Source organism: Terrirubrum flagellatum (genome assembly GCF_022059845.1).
GTDB classification, from domain to species: domain Bacteria; phylum Pseudomonadota; class Alphaproteobacteria; order Rhizobiales; family Beijerinckiaceae; genus Terrirubrum; species Terrirubrum flagellatum.
Genome location: NZ_CP091851.1, coordinates 2,458,118 through 2,472,876 on the forward strand (window position 1 = coordinate 2,458,118; position 14,759 = coordinate 2,472,876).

Sequence of the window (14,759 nt, forward strand, 5' to 3'; positions counted from 1 at the left end):
GTTCATTCCGGGAGTGCGACGCTCCTGCCAGAGCGTGGTTGCGAAGATTCGGATTTCATCCGATCGTGCAACGCCGATCATGGTCTCAGCGAGATGATTTCCGTCGCTGACACTTTCTGAAAGTCGGACACGAGAACGTCGACGCGGACGATCCAGAAGCCGTCCATGGGCAGGTAAAAAGGTGCGGGCGAGAATTCTCCATTCATCGCCCGTGTTGCATCTTTGGTGAAGGGACCCAACCCGAATGACGGCTTTTCCAAGGTGAACGAGAGAGCCAGCGGCTGAAATTTCGAGTTCCGCCATTGCAGCTGATCAATCGTCACTGACACCATGCCAGCTTTCGGCGGCCTGGCGGTTAATCGTCCCGAGAAATCGCCTTCACTGATCCAAACTGAGGCAGCCTCCAGCGTCCGTTCACTGCCTGACGCTGACCGCGGCGGCGGCGTGAAACGCCACAAGCCGACGACTCCGAGCACGCCAAGCGCGAGCACGGTTTCCGCCATGATGCTTCGCGCAAGCCGCCGCGTATGGTCGATATCCGCCTGGACATGCGGCGCGAATACCACTCTGTTCGCCAGCGCAAGACAGAGGATCGCCAGAAGCAGCCCAAGCTTCACGCCTAGCACCAGGCCATATTCCGTGCGCCAGAGAGCTTCGACAGAGCCAAGCTGAACAATCGCAAGCGCCAGCCCGGACGCGAACACTGCAACCAGCGCAAACGGGATCGCATCAGAAAATCGCTGCAGTGGTCTTGCGAGCGCCGAACCGCGCGTGCGCGCGAGCATCGCAAGCGGCGGCAGCGAACCGATCCAGAACACGACCGCGACCGCATGCAGGAAGACGGTAGGGCGAGTCAGCAACTGAGGCGACGCCGTAGCCGCATGCCCGGTCGAGGCGAAAGCGACCCCGACAAGCGCTAGCGCGCAGATTGCCAACGATCGCGCAACCGCTTCTCGACTGGCGCGACGCGCGATGGCGGCGAGCGCAAACGACAGGAGCGCCGTCACCGCCATGAAACCGAACCCGGTCGCGAACAAGCCCGAGCGCCACGTCCCGGCATTGGTGATTTGCTCCAGCGGCGCTCCGTGCAGATCCAGGCCTTGTAGCCCGATCGATGCAATCGCGCCCAACCCGCCACAAATGAACGCGCCCCGGATGAGGCGCTCGGACGCGCGCGGTAGCGGATCCGCTTTCGCGATCAGCAACGCAAATGCGACGCCGCCGACGCCGAAAGCTGCTCCAACGGTCATAAGAAAACGCGACCACCACAAGCATATTCGCGCGAACATCGACGATTCCGCCTCCCGCGGAGGCGCCGCCGTTGAGTGTCCGATCGAAAACACCACCGCTCCGCCGACGGGGTGCCCGTCATCGGAGACAACGCGCCATGACAGAACATGCGTCCCTTCGCCAAGATCGGGGGGAGCGCGGAAAGAATATGAATCGCCCTGCTGAGCGCTGACTGCGAGATTGAAGCCTCGCCCGTTCGGAACGAGCAGACGCGCAACTGTCACCGTCACCGCTTCATTGAATGTCAGGCGGATATTCGCCGGCGCGGACGACAATACGACGTCATCCGATGGATCAGACGCGATCAGGGCCGCATGCGCGACAGCGGCCTGCGGCGCGAGCGTAACAAGGAAAGTTATCAGACAGCAGGAAGCGACAGCGCGCGCCAGCCGGCGGATCGGCGTCACGTAGGCGCGAGCAACTTGAATGACGGCGCCGGCGATTTGAGATCGCCCGGCCTTGCTCCCTGTCCCGGAATCTCGATCCAGCGTTCGGTTGCGCCGTCGCATTCCTGCACGATCGGCACATAGACGGGGCCAGCCGCCTGATTTTTCGCGATGGACACCCAAAGCGCAAACTCGTCGTAGGCTCCGTCTTCAAGGCGTCCAGACCAGGAAATCTCCTGCGGCGCAGAACCGTGGTCGTGCCCGGCGCTGCCAGTGTGTTCGACAGCCTTTTGGGCGATAACTTCGTATGTCCAGCCCGGCTTCGGCTGCGGCTTTGCGGAGGCGAACGCCTTCGGGATCTGGACGCGAATTCTCGTTGTGGCGGCTCCGGCGCAGCCATGCGGAACGCGCAGCACCAGTCGGAAGGAAGCGCCGGCCGCAGCCTCCTTGTTCTCGAGCGTCACATGGGCTTGGAGCGGGCCGACAGCGGTGATGAGCGCGGCAAGAGAACCTGCCCAACTCAGGGAACGGAGCATGATTTGTCCTTCGTGATGAAAGCGGTCGTCACCAGCTGGTCGCCAGGCCAAGATGGGCCAGCGCCTCGCGACGCAGCCCGGCAAGGCGCGGGTCGCCGCGGTGGCGCGGATAAGGGAGATCAACAGCGATATCGGCGACGATGCGTGCGGGCCGCGGCCCAAAGACGAGCACGCGCTCGCTAAGGAAAAGCGCTTCCTCGACATCGTGCGTCACCAGGATGGCCGTCAGTCCGGCGCGACGCCAGAGACTGACGAGTTCTTCCTGCATTGCGAGACGCGTCAGCGAGTCGAGCTTGCCGAGCGGTTCGTCCAGCAGCAGCAACCGGGGATCATTGACCAGCGCGCGGGCAAGCGACACCCGTTGCGCCATGCCGCCTGAGAGCTGATGCGGAAAGGCGGAGCTGAATCCGTCGAGCCCAACGACCTTCAGAATGTCGTCTATCCGTTGGCGCTGCTCCTTTGCCGCTCCACGAGCTTCCGGCCCCAGAGCGACGTTCGCGCGCACGGTTCGCCAAGGGAAAAGCGTCGGATCCTGGAACACAAGAATTCGTGACGGGTCAGGCTTCCCAATGGGTTCGCCATCGGCGAGCGTCCGTCCCTCTGTCGGAACATCGAGCCCGGCAAGCAAACGCAGCAGCGTCGACTTGCCGCAACCGGACGGCCCGATCAGGGCGGTGAAAGATCCCGGTTCAACGGTGAAATCGACCTGGTCGAGCACTGGAAGTGGTTTGCCTTCGAGCTCGAAGCGGTGGGAGACGTCACGAATTTCGACGCGATAACCCGACGCTGACGACCCCTGCATTTCCTTGAGATTCAAACCCGCGCTCACCACCGCACCATGCCTTTCTGCCACGACAGCAAGCGGTCGCGCAGGCGGAAAAGAATGGTGATAAGCGTCGAGCAGGCGAGAGCCATCACGAGCAGGGCGGCATAGAGATTGCCGTAGGCGCCCCACCCTTGCGCCCAACTCAGATACCAACCAAGTCCTGACTTCACGCCCAGCATTTCGGCGACGACGAGAACGGCGAAGGACGATCCGAGTCCCATAAAGAGGCCGACGAAAACATGCGGCAAAGCCGCTGGAATCGCGACCTTGAAAATCAGGAAGCGCTCGGTGGCGCCGAGCGTGCGCGCGATGTCGTAATAATCCCGATTGACGCCCGCGATTCCGGACCAGGTGAGCACGGCGATGGGAAACGAGCTTGCAAGCGCGATCACGAAGACGCTGGCGCTCGCGCTCGATGGGAAGACAAAGAAAATGATCGGCAGCCACGCGGTTGCGGGTACAGGTCCTATCAGCCGCAGCGCCGGATGAATCCAGTATCCCGCGCGCTTCCACCATCCCATCGCGAGGCCAATTGCAAAGCCCGCTGTCGCGCCGAACGCGAAGCCGCGAACCAAAAGCCAGCCGGACGCCCTGACGCTGTCGAGAAGGCGCGGCCAGTCTTCCGCATAGACTTCAAGAAGCGCTTGCGGTGAAGGAAAGAAAGGCAGCGGCAGATAGCCTGTCTTCGCGGTGACGATCTCCCATGCTGCAACGAACAGCGCCAGGGCCAGCGCCCAGGGACCGGCGTCTCGCGCCTTGCGGCCGAACGCGCCGAAGCCGTCCCCGAAAAATGTCGTCGCAATCAGCAGCAGAGCGATCAATCCACATAGAGTCGCCAATGCTTCACCGTAAGGGAGTGGAATCGTCTCTCGCCAGAAAAGAGCGATCGTTCCCACGATGATCCAGGCAGCGGCGGCCGCCAAACCGACGCCCCACATGCGCGGCTTCGCGGCCGCCCATCTCGCGCGAGAAAATCCCGCGCGATCGTCATCGATCGCGCGGCCGTCCAGTGTGCTGATCGCGGTCACACGGCCCTCCGTCAGACCGCGAAGACGTCGGCGTAGACCTTCTCGGCGAACTGCGCCGAGTCAGTCGATTGTTTGAACACCTGAACGCTCTTCAACTCGCTCGCATAGAGCGCGAGCTCTTTCTTCAAGTCGGCGCCAACCGGACGGTGGTTGTGAGTCTGTCCGTTCAGCATTCCCACGATGTCCTGCAACGTCACGCCTTTGGGCGCGAATTTGCTGAAAGACTCCGCCGAATCCCGCGGCTTGGCGACTGTCCAATCATGTGCCTCCAGGATGGCCCGGGTGAGCGCGCCTGCGATCTTCGGATCATTCCTGATCAGGCTGCCCCGCAGGCCGACGATGCAGCACACGCGATGCTCGAAGCCATGATCGAGATTTGACGCGATCTGCGTCCAGCCGCCCTTCTGCAGCCAGAGATAGGCGTTGGGATCGCCGTCAGCGACCGCGTGAACTTCGCCCTTCTCCGCTGCGATCGGCAATGCCGCAATGGGATATTGCCGCCATTCGACCTCCCTGACGGGATCGATGCCCTCCTTGTGGAACAGGATCGAGAAGAAGTGCTTTCCCGGACTGTTGAGATCGGTGATGCCGATGGTCTTTCCCTTGAGGTCGGCGAGCGACTTTACGTTCGTTTTCTCCAGCGCCACGAGCCGCGTGCATCCGCCATGCGAACCCGAAGTGATTTTCACGTCGAATCCCGCCTCGAGCGCCTTCAGCCACCGCAACGCCATGCCGACGCCGCCATCGGCTTTGCCAGTCGCCAGAGCTTCCAGCAGATTTTCGGTCGGACCGCCGAAATCGATCAGTTCGACATCCAAACCATATTTCTCGTAAAGGCCCTTCTCCTTCGCGAGATAAACGGGGGAAAGGCACGGCGCCACAGAGTTGGTCGCGAATTTTATCTTGGTCAGACTGCCCACGGCCGACTGCGCGCTTGCGATCTTGCTTGCCCCGACCGCGGCGGCGGGCAGCGCGAGACCGGCCGCCGCAACGCCACGCAATACCGACCGACGCGTCGTCGAAGAAGCGCCGACGCTCTCCAATGCATGTCGAGAATCAATCATCGTTCGTCTCCATGGGAGCAGCGCTCCCGCTATTGTCGATTGAGCTGGGGAAATCACGCCGCCGCGCGGCGGTTGTCACCCTCGGCAACCAGCGCGCGCACGCGCGGAATGAGCTCCTGCCCATATTGAAGCGCATCCGGCGCGGGATCGAAGCCGCGGATCAGGATCGTTGAAACGCCAAGGTCGTAGTAATCGAGGATCGCATCCGCGACCTGGTCCGGAGTTCCGACGAGAGATGTCGAGTTGCCTTTCGCTCCCGTAAGCGCGGCCAGTCCGGTCCAGAGTCGTTTGTCGAGGCGCGCTCCCTGCGCCGCCGCAGCGAGGAGCCGCCGCGACCCCTCGTTCGGAGGGCCCTGATCGCGACGCGCGAAACCGGATGACTCGATCCGGGCCTTCGCCTGCGCGAGAATGCGATCCGCTTTCGCCCAGGCCGCTTCTTCGGTGTCCGCGAGAATCGGCCTCAGCGACACGCTGAAACGTGGCGAACGTCCGTGAGGAGCCGCAGCCGCCGTCACGCGCGCGGTCAGTTCACGCACCTGCGCGTAGGTCTCGCCCCACAACGCATAAATGTCCGCATGCTTGCCGGCGACCGCGATCGCGGCGTCAGATGCTCCGCCAAAATAGATGGGAATGCCGCCCTCGCCGACCGGCTTCACCTCCGAGAAGGCGCGGCGGACTTTATAATAGGCGCCGTCATAATCGAACGGCTCGGCGCTGCTCCATTCGCGACGAACAATATCGAGATATTCGCTGGTGCGGGCGTAGCGCTCATCCTTTGTCAGATGATCGCCATCCTGCGCAAGCTCATTGTCATCGCCGCCCGTGATAATATGGACGCCCACCCTGCCGCCGGAGAGATGGTCAAGCGTCGCGAATTGTCGCGCGGCGACGGTTGGCGCGGTGAAGCCGGGGCGATGCGCGATCATCAGCTTCAGCCGCTGAGTAATCGAGGCCACATGCTGGGCCACCAGAATGCTCTCCGGCGAACTCGAATGGAATGCGAGCAACACGCGGTCGAAACCGCCATATTCCTGCACCTTCGCAAGCGTCTCGATATAGGTCCTGTCGATGACGGGGCCCGACCGCGCGACAGTCTCCGAAGCTTTGAAATTACCAACGAAGCCGATGAATTCGATCGCCATGTTGTCGCCTTTCCTAGATTCCGAGCGCGATGCGTCCAGCCAAGGACCGGACCGAGTCTTCCTGCGGCGAGTGAATGCGCGCGCACAGAACGTCGCGGTAGTGCCGCTCCAGCGGGTTGGCGCGGCTGATCCCGTGATTGCCGGTAAGCTTCAGCGCCTTTTCGACCACCGTGATCGCGTTTTCCGTGACCGTCAGCTTCAGCAGACCGCCCTCCGACGCCGACAGATGACGTCCGGCGTCCGCATCTTCGGCGGCCGAACGCAGCAAGCGGCGATTCACCGCAAGAAGTTCCTCGATCTCGCCGACAGCCTGCTGGATTCTCGGCACGCTCGCGAGCGCATCGCCGAGATTGCTCGGCCGCCTGGCTTTGAGGAAACCGATGAGCCAGTCGCGCGCCGCCCGCGCCACGCCGTCATAGAGCGAGGGAATAAAGACCGCGTGCAGTGAGGCCTGACGCTCATCCGGCGAGCCCCAGTCTCCAGGTTGCCGGACATCAAGTTCATGATTTTCCGGAATCTCGACACGATCGAAGATCACATCGTCGCTCGCCGTCGCGCGCATGCCGAGCTGATCCCATGTTCGCTCGATCGTGACGCCGGGCGAATCCATCGGCACGACAAAGCCGCCGACGCGCGGCGCAATCTCGTTGGTTCGCGCCCACACCACGGCCCATGTGACGCCCGCAGCTCCGGTTGAGTAGATTTTGCGCCCCGACACTCGCCAGCCATTACTGGTTTTCTCGGCGACAGTGGCCGGCAGGCCTCCGCGCAGTGGCGTTCCAAGATCAGGTTCGACACGGAACGCATTAATCAATGCGCCTTCCCGCACTGCCGATCCCACGATCTTCTGCACGAGCTGAAGCGGCGCCCGTCCCTTCGGCAGCGTCGCCAACTGGATATATTGCATTGCAAGGATGAGAGCGGTCGACGGCTCCGCCTTCGCGATAGCGCCGATCACCGCGCCCGCCTCGGCGATCGAAGCCTCGCGCCCGCCAAGCGCGCGTGGCGCGGTGATCACAAGAAGTCCCGCCTCGTGCAGACGCCGGAAATTCGCCGATGGAAACACGCCGGCGCGATCGAGTGCAACGGCTTCCACCGCGAATTCGGCCGCGACGAGCTCGGCTGTCTCGAGAAGATCGAGTGGGCGGTTCACCGCGAACTCACTCCGCCGCGAGGAGTCGGACGCTCGGCTTCGACGCCAGATGTTCAATCTCGCTAACGCTTTGCCGAATTCGCGTCAGCGCTTGCTCTGAGATGAGTCGGCCGCCATCAAAATCCCGATCGACGGCGAATATTCCCGTCGGCGCGCTATGGGCCGCGAAGAACCCGAATAGCGGGCGTAGTTGATGCTCGACGATGAGCGCGTGGCGCTCGCTTCCGCCGGTGGCGGTCAGGATCACAGGCTTTCCCGTCAACGCCAAGGGATCAATGAGATCGAAAACATGCTTGAAGAGGCCGCTATAGCTGCCCTTGTAAGTCGGCGTGCCGACAACCAGAACATCCGCATCCAATATCTCGCGCAACACCGCGCGCCCGCGCGGCTCGAGATCCTCTGCGCGCCGCGCCAATCCGAGCGACGCGCCAAAATCCTCGATCTCATAGATCGACGACCCAATATCGAGCCGCGCCGAGACTTCGTTGACAGCCGTCTCGACCAGAAGCCGCGTTTTTGAGGGACGAGAAACGCCTCCCGAAAAGCCGATAACTCGTCCATTCGCCATGTGTTATTCCTGGAACAAAGAGATAGCTCGAAGACGCCTTGTCGCCGCCCGAGTGGCGCCGCTGACGCCAACGCCGCTACAGATTGGCGCAGACGCTTTCGCCCGGTCAATCAAATCAGATTTCAAATAATGCCGTCTACAGAGAGGTTTTTGCGCTTATTACGCAAATTATCGGAAACCGATTTCGGCTTGCGCTTGCAGCTCGCCTGAGAAAAAGCGCCATGAAGAAGGCTATTTCAGACGCGCACAGCGTTTTGACCGTAACGATCTCCGACTCGGCGATCACCGAAAATCTTCTTCTCATTTAACTGCTGGCCGCCGGACGATGCAGGATAGAGATTGGCGCCGCGCTCATAACGGCATGACGAAGAGGGCCCCGATATGCTAACGCAGTCAGAAGTTGAAAAATGGATCTCGAGATGTCTCACGATCACGAACACACGGCGCCTCGCTGGAAACATGACGGCGTGCGAGTCATCAAAGGGGATCAGCTCGATCCCAATACGGCTCAGACGCCAGGGATGTTCCGGCAGGCCGCCATCAATCACGCGCGAGTCGGCGCGCAGAAAATCTGGGCTGGAACGGTGGCGATCGAGCCCGACGCCAAGACCGGCGTCCACCATCACGGCGCCCTGGAAAGCGTCATCTATGTCGTGCGCGGGCGCGCCCGTCTGCGCTGGGGAGATCGCCTCGAATATGTCGCCGAGGCGGACCCCGGCGACTTCATCTATGTTCCGCCTTACGTCCCCCACCAGGAGATCAACGCCAAGCCTGACGAGATCCTTGAATGCGTTCTCGTTCGTTCCGACAATGAGGCGGTCGTCGTCAACATCACGGATGTCGACCCCGTGGAAAAGCCGGAGGCTGTCTACTGGATCGATCCCATTCACAAGCGGTCGGAACAGCCTGATTGAACCAACTGGACCAAAGCCGTATCAAGCGGCCTTGGCGCCGGCCGTGGAAGCCCCTTGTTTTCGAGGCTTCTGCAGAGAGACCGCGCCTTTGATTGTCTGCGGCGCCCGCAGCAGGTTCAGGATCGGGCAGGCGCGATCGACAGCATCCCTCAGCTTCTGAATTTCAGCCTCGCCCGCATCGCTGACGATTTTGACCGTGTATGCAATGTCGTGCGGATAGACCGGAACTCCTTCAAAGCCAGGCGATCCCGCGCGGGGATCGATTTGCCCGCTGACTTCCACCTCGAGGCTGTGGATTGCGACGCCATGCGCCGCCGCCTGAATAAGAAATGAGTGGTTGAGGCATGATCCGAGCACGCCGAGCTGCAGTTCCGGGGAACTCGGCCCCAGATCATAACCGGCGAAGTCCGGCGGACTGTCCGTGATAACCTGGAAGTCCCTGATCCTGATGCGTCGAACGCCGCTTCTCCCTTCGGCGACAACGCGCGCGCCCAGAGGCTGCGCTCCAAGCGATCCATCTTCGATCGATTTCTTTCGCGCGGCGAGAGCTGCGCGCTTCTGAGTGAGATATTCGATCAGATTCGACATGGGCTTCCTCTTCAACATTCGCGCAGGGGAGAATTGAGCGCGATTGAGACGCCGTAAACCCCGTTGGCGCTTCATTGCTCAAATAAGAAGCGTCGCTTCGCGGGCGGAGGGCAAAAGAGGCGAATTTCCATATTATGCGCTTCGCGGCGGATATAACCTTCGCCGGCGCTGCACAACGGTCGTCCACGATGTTCGAGCTCGAACGAAAGGGCGCTGAATATCGGGAACTGTTGCGAGAAAAGAACGGCGCGCTTATACGCCAATTCAGAATTTTCGCAGCGTGCGCTCGCCCCAGAGGAGATTCAAATTTTGACGAGAAAATATTGTGTTCATCTCGCAGGCGTGGAAAGACACATCATCTCGGCAATACGATTTTTCAGGCAAATCATTCTCGTTGACTTCAATCGCCTCCACCGGAAATTTAGAAAGGAACGCAAACAGTCACGCGTCCGGTCGCAGCTCGGCTCGCGATCGACGACGTTTCGCACTCTCCCGGGAATATCGCCTTGCCGAAGCTTACACGTCGCGCGTTTGGATTGGCGGCAGGCGCACTGACGATATCCGCGCCAAATATTCTTCGCGCCGCGTCGCTTGATCTCGCCAAAGTGACTTTGAGGATCGGCGATCAGGTCGGGCAGCATCACAGCAAGCTCAAGGCGGCGGGCTTGCTCGATGACGTTCCCTACAAGATCGAATGGTCCGTCTATCCCGCGGCGGTGCATCTGCACGAGGCGTTGAAAGCCGACGCCATTGATGTCGGAGCCGCCAATGATTCTCCGACGGTCAGCGCGATCGCCGGCGGATCGAAAATTGTGGTTGTGTCCGCCTGGGGCAACGGCGGCAAAGGCACCTCGCTGCTCGTGCCGAAGAACAGTCCGGCGAAGACGGTCGCCGATCTCAAGGGCAAGACGATCTCGCCGACAACGCGCGGCAGTGTCGCGCATTATCTCGTCGTTGGCGAACTTAAGAAGGCGGGGCTGCGCGAAGAAGATGTAAAACTTGCCTTCCTCAATCCTGTCGACGCAGGCGCAGCGTTCGCGGCCGGAAGCATCGACGCCTGGGCGACATGGGGCGTTTATGCGGCCCGCATTCGCAGCACGTTGGGCGCGCGCGTCCTGTCTGACGGCGCCGGCGTCAATTCCGGGCTATTCGTCTTCAGCGCGACGCAGGCCGCGGCGCACGATCCCGGCAAGATCGCGGCGATCGCCGATTATTCCGACCGCATCGAACGCAGCTATCGCTGGACGCGAGAGAAACGCGCGGAGCACATCGCCTGGTACAAATCCTTCGCGAAGCAGGACGATGCGATCGCCAACGACGTCTATGACGATGACGCATCCTATCGCCGTTTGCCGATCGATGACGCTTTCGCCGCACGACTGAAGCTGACCTTCGACACCTGGAAGTCGGTCGGCGTCCTCAATGGCGACATTGACTTCGGCGCCTATCTCTATCGCGGCTTGGCGATCGGCGCCTGACATGGACGGAGCACTTCGCGAGTCCACCTGGGGCGGCGACGCAAGCACGATGACAATTGCTGACTTGAGCGCGTTTGCAGCCCACGGCGTCGAACCGCCCTTGCCTCAACGGGAAGCGTTTCGCGCCGCGCCGAAGCCAGGGCCTTTCAGAGAACCAATTGCATTCGAAAGGGTGACGCCGGACGCCGGACGGAAGCTCGGCCTGCCGCGACCGCTTCGCCGCGCCATGGGGCCGCTGCTATTTGTAGCGGTATGGCACGTCCTGTCGATCACTGGCCTGTTGCCCCGTGAGGTGCTTGCCAGCCCCGCGACCGTGCTGACGAGCGCTGCGGAGCTATGGTCGAGCGGCGAGTTGCAGAGCGCGATGCTCGCCTCCCTTCGCCGGGTGGCGTTGGGCCTTTCCATCGGCGGAATCATTGGCATCACGCTCGCCGTGATCGCCGGACTTTCCCGACTTGGCGAGGACATGATCGACTCTACGATGCAGATGCTGCGCACGATTCCCAATATCGCGCTCATTCCGCTTCTCATCATCTGGTTCGGCATTGGCGAACAACCGAAGATTGCGCTGATCGCGCTGGCGACTGCGTTTCCGCTTTATCTCAACGTCTATGCCGGAATCCGCAACGTGGACGAAAGCCTGATCGACGCCGCGCGCACGCTTGGCCTCTCCCGCCTCGGCTTGATCCGCCATGTGATCCTGCCTGGAGCTTCGCCGGGCGCGCTTGTCGGCCTGCGCTATTCGCTCGCCGTAGCCTGGCTTGCGTTGGTCTTCGGCGAGCAAGTGAACGCCACAGCCGGCATCGGCTATCTCATGAACAATGCGCGTGAATTCTTCCAGACGGACGTGATCGTCGTATGTCTTGCGGTCTACGCTCTCCTCGGTCTCGGCGTCGACTTCATCGTGCGGATGCTTGAAAAGCTGCTTCTCTCCTGGCGGCCGGCCTTCTCCGGAGCCTGACGCGCAATGACCGGCCAAACTCCTGCCGTGCGCGTGCGCGGGCTCAGTCGCCGCTTTGGCGAGCGCGCCGTCATCCGCGATCTCGACCTCGATATTGCGCAGGGCGAATTCGTCGCTCTCGTTGGCGCAAGCGGCTGCGGGAAAAGCACGCTGCTGCGTATCTTCGCCGGCCTCGATCGCGACATTCAGGGCGAAGCGCAGACGCCTGTTCGACGCGCCGTCTCGTTCCAGGCCCCTCGCCTCATGCCATGGAAGTCAGTCTGGCGAAACGTTGTGCTCGGCCTGCCTGGCGCCGACCGGAAGCGGGCTGAGGTGGCGCTTGCGGAGGTCGGCCTCTCTCATCGCGCCGATGTCTGGCCGAAGGTGCTGTCAGGGGGCGAGGCGCAACGCGCGTCGCTCGCGCGCGCATTGGTGCGCGAGCCTGATCTCTTGCTGCTCGATGAGCCTTTTGGCGCGCTCGACGCACTGACTCGTCTCAAGGCCCAGGCGCTTGTCGGAGAGCTTTGGCAGCGCCACCGCTGCGCCGTGCTTCTCGTCACCCATGATGTGGAAGAGGCGATTCTGCTCGCCGATCGCATTCTCGTGATGGAGGACGGAGCGATCGCGCACGAGGCCATCGTCGATCTGCCGCGCCCTCGCGCGCGCAGCGGCGAGCGGTTCACGCGATTGCGCGGCCTGCTGCTGGAATGGCTCGGCGTCGACGACCGTTCACTGTCGAGAGAGGCGGCGTGACCCGCTCAAGCTCTGTCGGCGAGGCGCTCACACTTGCGGCCGATGTTCTCGTGATCGGCGGCGGCATGGCCGGCGCATGGGCGGCCGCAGCCGCTGCGCGCGCCGGCGTGTCCGTCATCCTCGTCGAGAAGGGTTATTGCGGAACAAGCGGCGTCACGGCGGCGTCCGGCCCGGGCCACTGGTGGGCGCCGCCGGATCCGCCAGAAGCGCGCGCCAACTCCATCTCCAGTCGGCAACGAATAGCATTCGGCCTCGGCGAGCCCGGATGGATGTTGCGCATCATCGACCAGACGTTTCGATTGCTGCCAACATTGTCCCCACACTATCAGTTCACGCCTGATGATCGCGGCGTTATCAATTACCGCGCGGTGCGCGGGCCGGAATATATGCGCGCACTTCGGGCGCTCATCACAGAACTCGGGGTCACGATCCTGGATCATAGCCCGGCGCTCGAACTGCTCGCCCGCAGCGACGGCTCCGTCGGCGGCGCGCAAGGCGTGCGGCGCCAGCATCGTAATCAACCGTGGCGCATAGAGGCCGGCGCCGTGATTCTCGCGGCGGGCGGCACAAGCTTTCGCTCCCATCTCCTGGGGTCGCGCAACAATACGGGCGATGGCTACCTCATGGCGGCGGAGGCCGGCGCCGAACTTTCCGGCATGGAGTTCACCGCCGCCTACACAGTCGCGCCGAAGCATTCGACCATGACGCGCACCATGTCCTATGCGTTCGCCGACTACTATGACGCCGACGGCCAACAGATCGACGCGCCGTTCGGACCCGATCAGACCGAGCGAATTGCACGGGCTCTATTGGCCGGGCCCGTCTATTGTTCCTTGCATCGCCTGCCCGCGGACGTGCGCGAACATCTGCCGACGATCTCGCCGAATGTCATGCTTCCCTTTGTGCGCTGGGGCGTCGATCCCTTCCGCGACCGGTTCGAAGTCACGCTACATACGGACGGCACGATCCGCGGCATCGGCGGCGTGAGAGTCGCAGATGAAAACTGCGCAACTTCTGTTCCCGGCCTCTTTGTCGCCGGCGATACAGCAAGCCGCGAACTCGTCGCGGGCGCGAGTTCCGGCGGCGGCAATGTGAATTCGGCCTGGGCGCTTTCGTCAGGGACATGGGCGGGGCGTAGCGCTGCGGAACTGGCGCGGCGTAATCGGTCCGCTGGAGCGGCGCTGAGACCTCTCGGGCAGGCAGCCTTGCGCCCGGCCTCGCATGCAAAGTCGATCGACTTCGCTTCAGCAATCAGCGCGGTGAAGGCCGAGATGCATCCCTATGACAGGAATCTCTTTCGGACTGGCGAGCGACTGACGAGGTCTCGTCGCGCCCTGGATGAAGCATGGCGCGAGGTGGCTGATCATGCAGCCGGACCACAAACCGATCCACTTGTTGCGCGCGAAGCGGCCGCGCTCATCGCGTCCGCGCGATGGTCTGTCGCATCCGCCTTGGCGCGGGAGGAGAGCCGCGGCATGCATCGGCGGCTGGATCGACCAGGCATGAACGCACGCTTCGCGCATCGCCTTATCGTGCGAGGCTTGGCCAATATCGAGGTCATGCCAGACACTCCCGGCGCCGCCGCCCTGAAAGAAGCTTCATGATCGAATTGATTGTCACTGAGCGCTGCGTTTCCTGCGATAAATGCGTCGATGTCTGCCCGACAAACGTATTTGACCCGAACCTGCATGGCCCTCCTCACATTGCGCGCCAGTCGGATTGCCAGACCTGCTTCATGTGCGAGCTGTATTGCCAGGAAGACGCGCTGTATGTCGGTCCGCACGCAGATCGCCCGGAGCCTGTCGATGCTGCGACCATCGTCACGGCCGGATTGCTCGGGCAGTATCGCAGGGACTCAGGTTGGGACGAGTGGAAAGACATCTACCCCAACGAGCAGTGGCGCATGGAGACTGTTTTTCGGCGCGCCGCCGAGGCTGCAAACAGGTAAGCCAATTCGCGATATCAGCCTCTCGATAAGTCACTGTGCCCAGACGCGCGGAGGCCTACGCCTCACAACAAACCACGCTCATCTCGATGAGCTAAGCCCTACTGGCGTCAGCGCCGGACGTTCGCGACATTTCCCAAAAAGCATG

At 62.2% G+C, this 14,759-nt stretch carries 15 protein-coding genes and 1 pseudogene; 6 read left to right on the forward strand and 10 right to left on the reverse strand.

The genetic code is table 11. The features are described 5' to 3' along the window. Positions 1 to 77: 77 nt before the first annotated feature. The 9 genes and pseudogenes from L8F45_RS11915 to msuE all read right to left on the reverse strand — a co-directional run bounded on the left by L8F45_RS11915 (position 78) and on the right by msuE (position 7,993). A complete protein-coding gene (locus L8F45_RS11915; protein WP_342363087.1) occupies positions 78 to 1,250 on the reverse strand; it encodes a copper resistance D family protein in 1,173 nt (390 codons plus the stop codon). A gap of 141 nt (positions 1,251 to 1,391) precedes the next feature. Beyond that, positions 1,392 to 1,799: pseudogene (locus tag L8F45_RS30840) on the reverse strand (copper resistance protein CopC); the annotation flags it as partial. Further along, on the reverse strand, positions 1,694 to 2,212 hold the full coding sequence (locus L8F45_RS11920; protein ID WP_342363088.1) for a YcnI family copper-binding membrane protein: 519 nt from the start codon (positions 2,210 to 2,212) through the stop codon (positions 1,694 to 1,696). The gene L8F45_RS11920 and the pseudogene L8F45_RS30840, both read right to left, overlap by 106 nt. Before the next feature lie 28 nt (positions 2,213 to 2,240). Beyond that, positions 2,241 to 3,014, reverse strand: a complete 774-nt coding sequence (locus tag L8F45_RS11925; protein ID WP_342363424.1) for an ABC transporter ATP-binding protein — start codon at positions 3,012 to 3,014, stop codon at positions 2,241 to 2,243. Between the two features lie 23 nt (positions 3,015 to 3,037). Further along, positions 3,038 to 4,066 carry an ABC transporter permease gene (locus L8F45_RS11930; protein WP_342363089.1) on the reverse strand — a complete coding sequence of 343 codons (1,029 nt, stop codon included), beginning with the start codon at positions 4,064 to 4,066 and terminating at the stop codon, positions 3,038 to 3,040. An 11-nt stretch (positions 4,067 to 4,077) separates the two neighbouring features. Beyond that, entirely contained in the window at positions 4,078 to 5,130 is a 1,053-nt protein-coding gene (locus tag L8F45_RS11935) for an ABC transporter substrate-binding protein (RefSeq protein ID WP_342363090.1), read from the reverse strand. 53 nt (positions 5,131 to 5,183) lie between these two features. Beyond that, positions 5,184 to 6,272: an LLM class flavin-dependent oxidoreductase gene (locus tag L8F45_RS11940; RefSeq protein WP_342363091.1), complete on the reverse strand. Its 1,089-nt coding sequence runs from the start codon at positions 6,270 to 6,272 to the stop codon at positions 5,184 to 5,186. A 13-nt stretch (positions 6,273 to 6,285) separates the two neighbouring features. Then, positions 6,286 to 7,425, reverse strand: coding sequence for an acyl-CoA dehydrogenase family protein (locus tag L8F45_RS11945; protein WP_342363092.1), 1,140 nt, complete (start codon positions 7,423 to 7,425; stop codon positions 6,286 to 6,288). 7 nt (positions 7,426 to 7,432) lie between these two features. After that, positions 7,433 to 7,993 (reverse strand): FMN reductase, encoded by a 561-nt coding sequence (gene msuE, locus L8F45_RS11950; protein WP_342363093.1) that lies wholly within the window; start codon positions 7,991 to 7,993, stop codon positions 7,433 to 7,435. Between the two features lie 419 nt (positions 7,994 to 8,412). Between msuE and L8F45_RS11955 the strand changes: the two genes are divergently transcribed. Further along, positions 8,413 to 8,907: a cupin domain-containing protein gene (locus tag L8F45_RS11955; protein WP_342363094.1), complete on the forward strand. Its 495-nt coding sequence runs from the start codon at positions 8,413 to 8,415 to the stop codon at positions 8,905 to 8,907. Between the two features lie 21 nt (positions 8,908 to 8,928). Here the strand turns inward: L8F45_RS11955 and L8F45_RS11960 are convergent, their stop codons facing one another. Continuing rightward, positions 8,929 to 9,495, reverse strand: a complete 567-nt coding sequence (locus L8F45_RS11960; protein WP_342363095.1) for an OsmC family protein — start codon at positions 9,493 to 9,495, stop codon at positions 8,929 to 8,931. A gap of 506 nt (positions 9,496 to 10,001) precedes the next feature. Between L8F45_RS11960 and L8F45_RS11965 the strand changes: the two genes are divergently transcribed. From L8F45_RS11965 to L8F45_RS11985, 5 genes are all read left to right on the forward strand, one after another. Next, positions 10,002 to 10,973, forward strand: coding sequence for an ABC transporter substrate-binding protein (locus L8F45_RS11965; RefSeq protein WP_342363096.1), 972 nt, complete (start codon positions 10,002 to 10,004; stop codon positions 10,971 to 10,973). Positions 10,974 to 11,145: 172 nt separating this feature from the next. Continuing rightward, positions 11,146 to 11,934 (forward strand): ABC transporter permease, encoded by a 789-nt coding sequence (locus L8F45_RS11970; protein WP_342363097.1) that lies wholly within the window; start codon positions 11,146 to 11,148, stop codon positions 11,932 to 11,934. Between the two features lie 6 nt (positions 11,935 to 11,940). Next, complete coding sequence (locus L8F45_RS11975; protein WP_342363098.1) at positions 11,941 to 12,666, forward strand: ABC transporter ATP-binding protein; 726 nt, start codon at positions 11,941 to 11,943, stop codon at positions 12,664 to 12,666. Then, on the forward strand, positions 12,663 to 14,270 hold the full coding sequence (locus L8F45_RS11980; RefSeq protein WP_342363099.1) for an FAD-dependent oxidoreductase: 1,608 nt from the start codon (positions 12,663 to 12,665) through the stop codon (positions 14,268 to 14,270). Before L8F45_RS11975 ends, L8F45_RS11980 begins: the two co-directional genes overlap by 4 nt. Further along, a complete protein-coding gene (locus L8F45_RS11985; RefSeq protein WP_342363100.1) occupies positions 14,267 to 14,614 on the forward strand; it encodes a 4Fe-4S binding protein in 348 nt (115 codons plus the stop codon). Before L8F45_RS11980 ends, L8F45_RS11985 begins: the two co-directional genes overlap by 4 nt. The last annotated feature ends 145 nt before the right edge of the window (positions 14,615 to 14,759 follow it).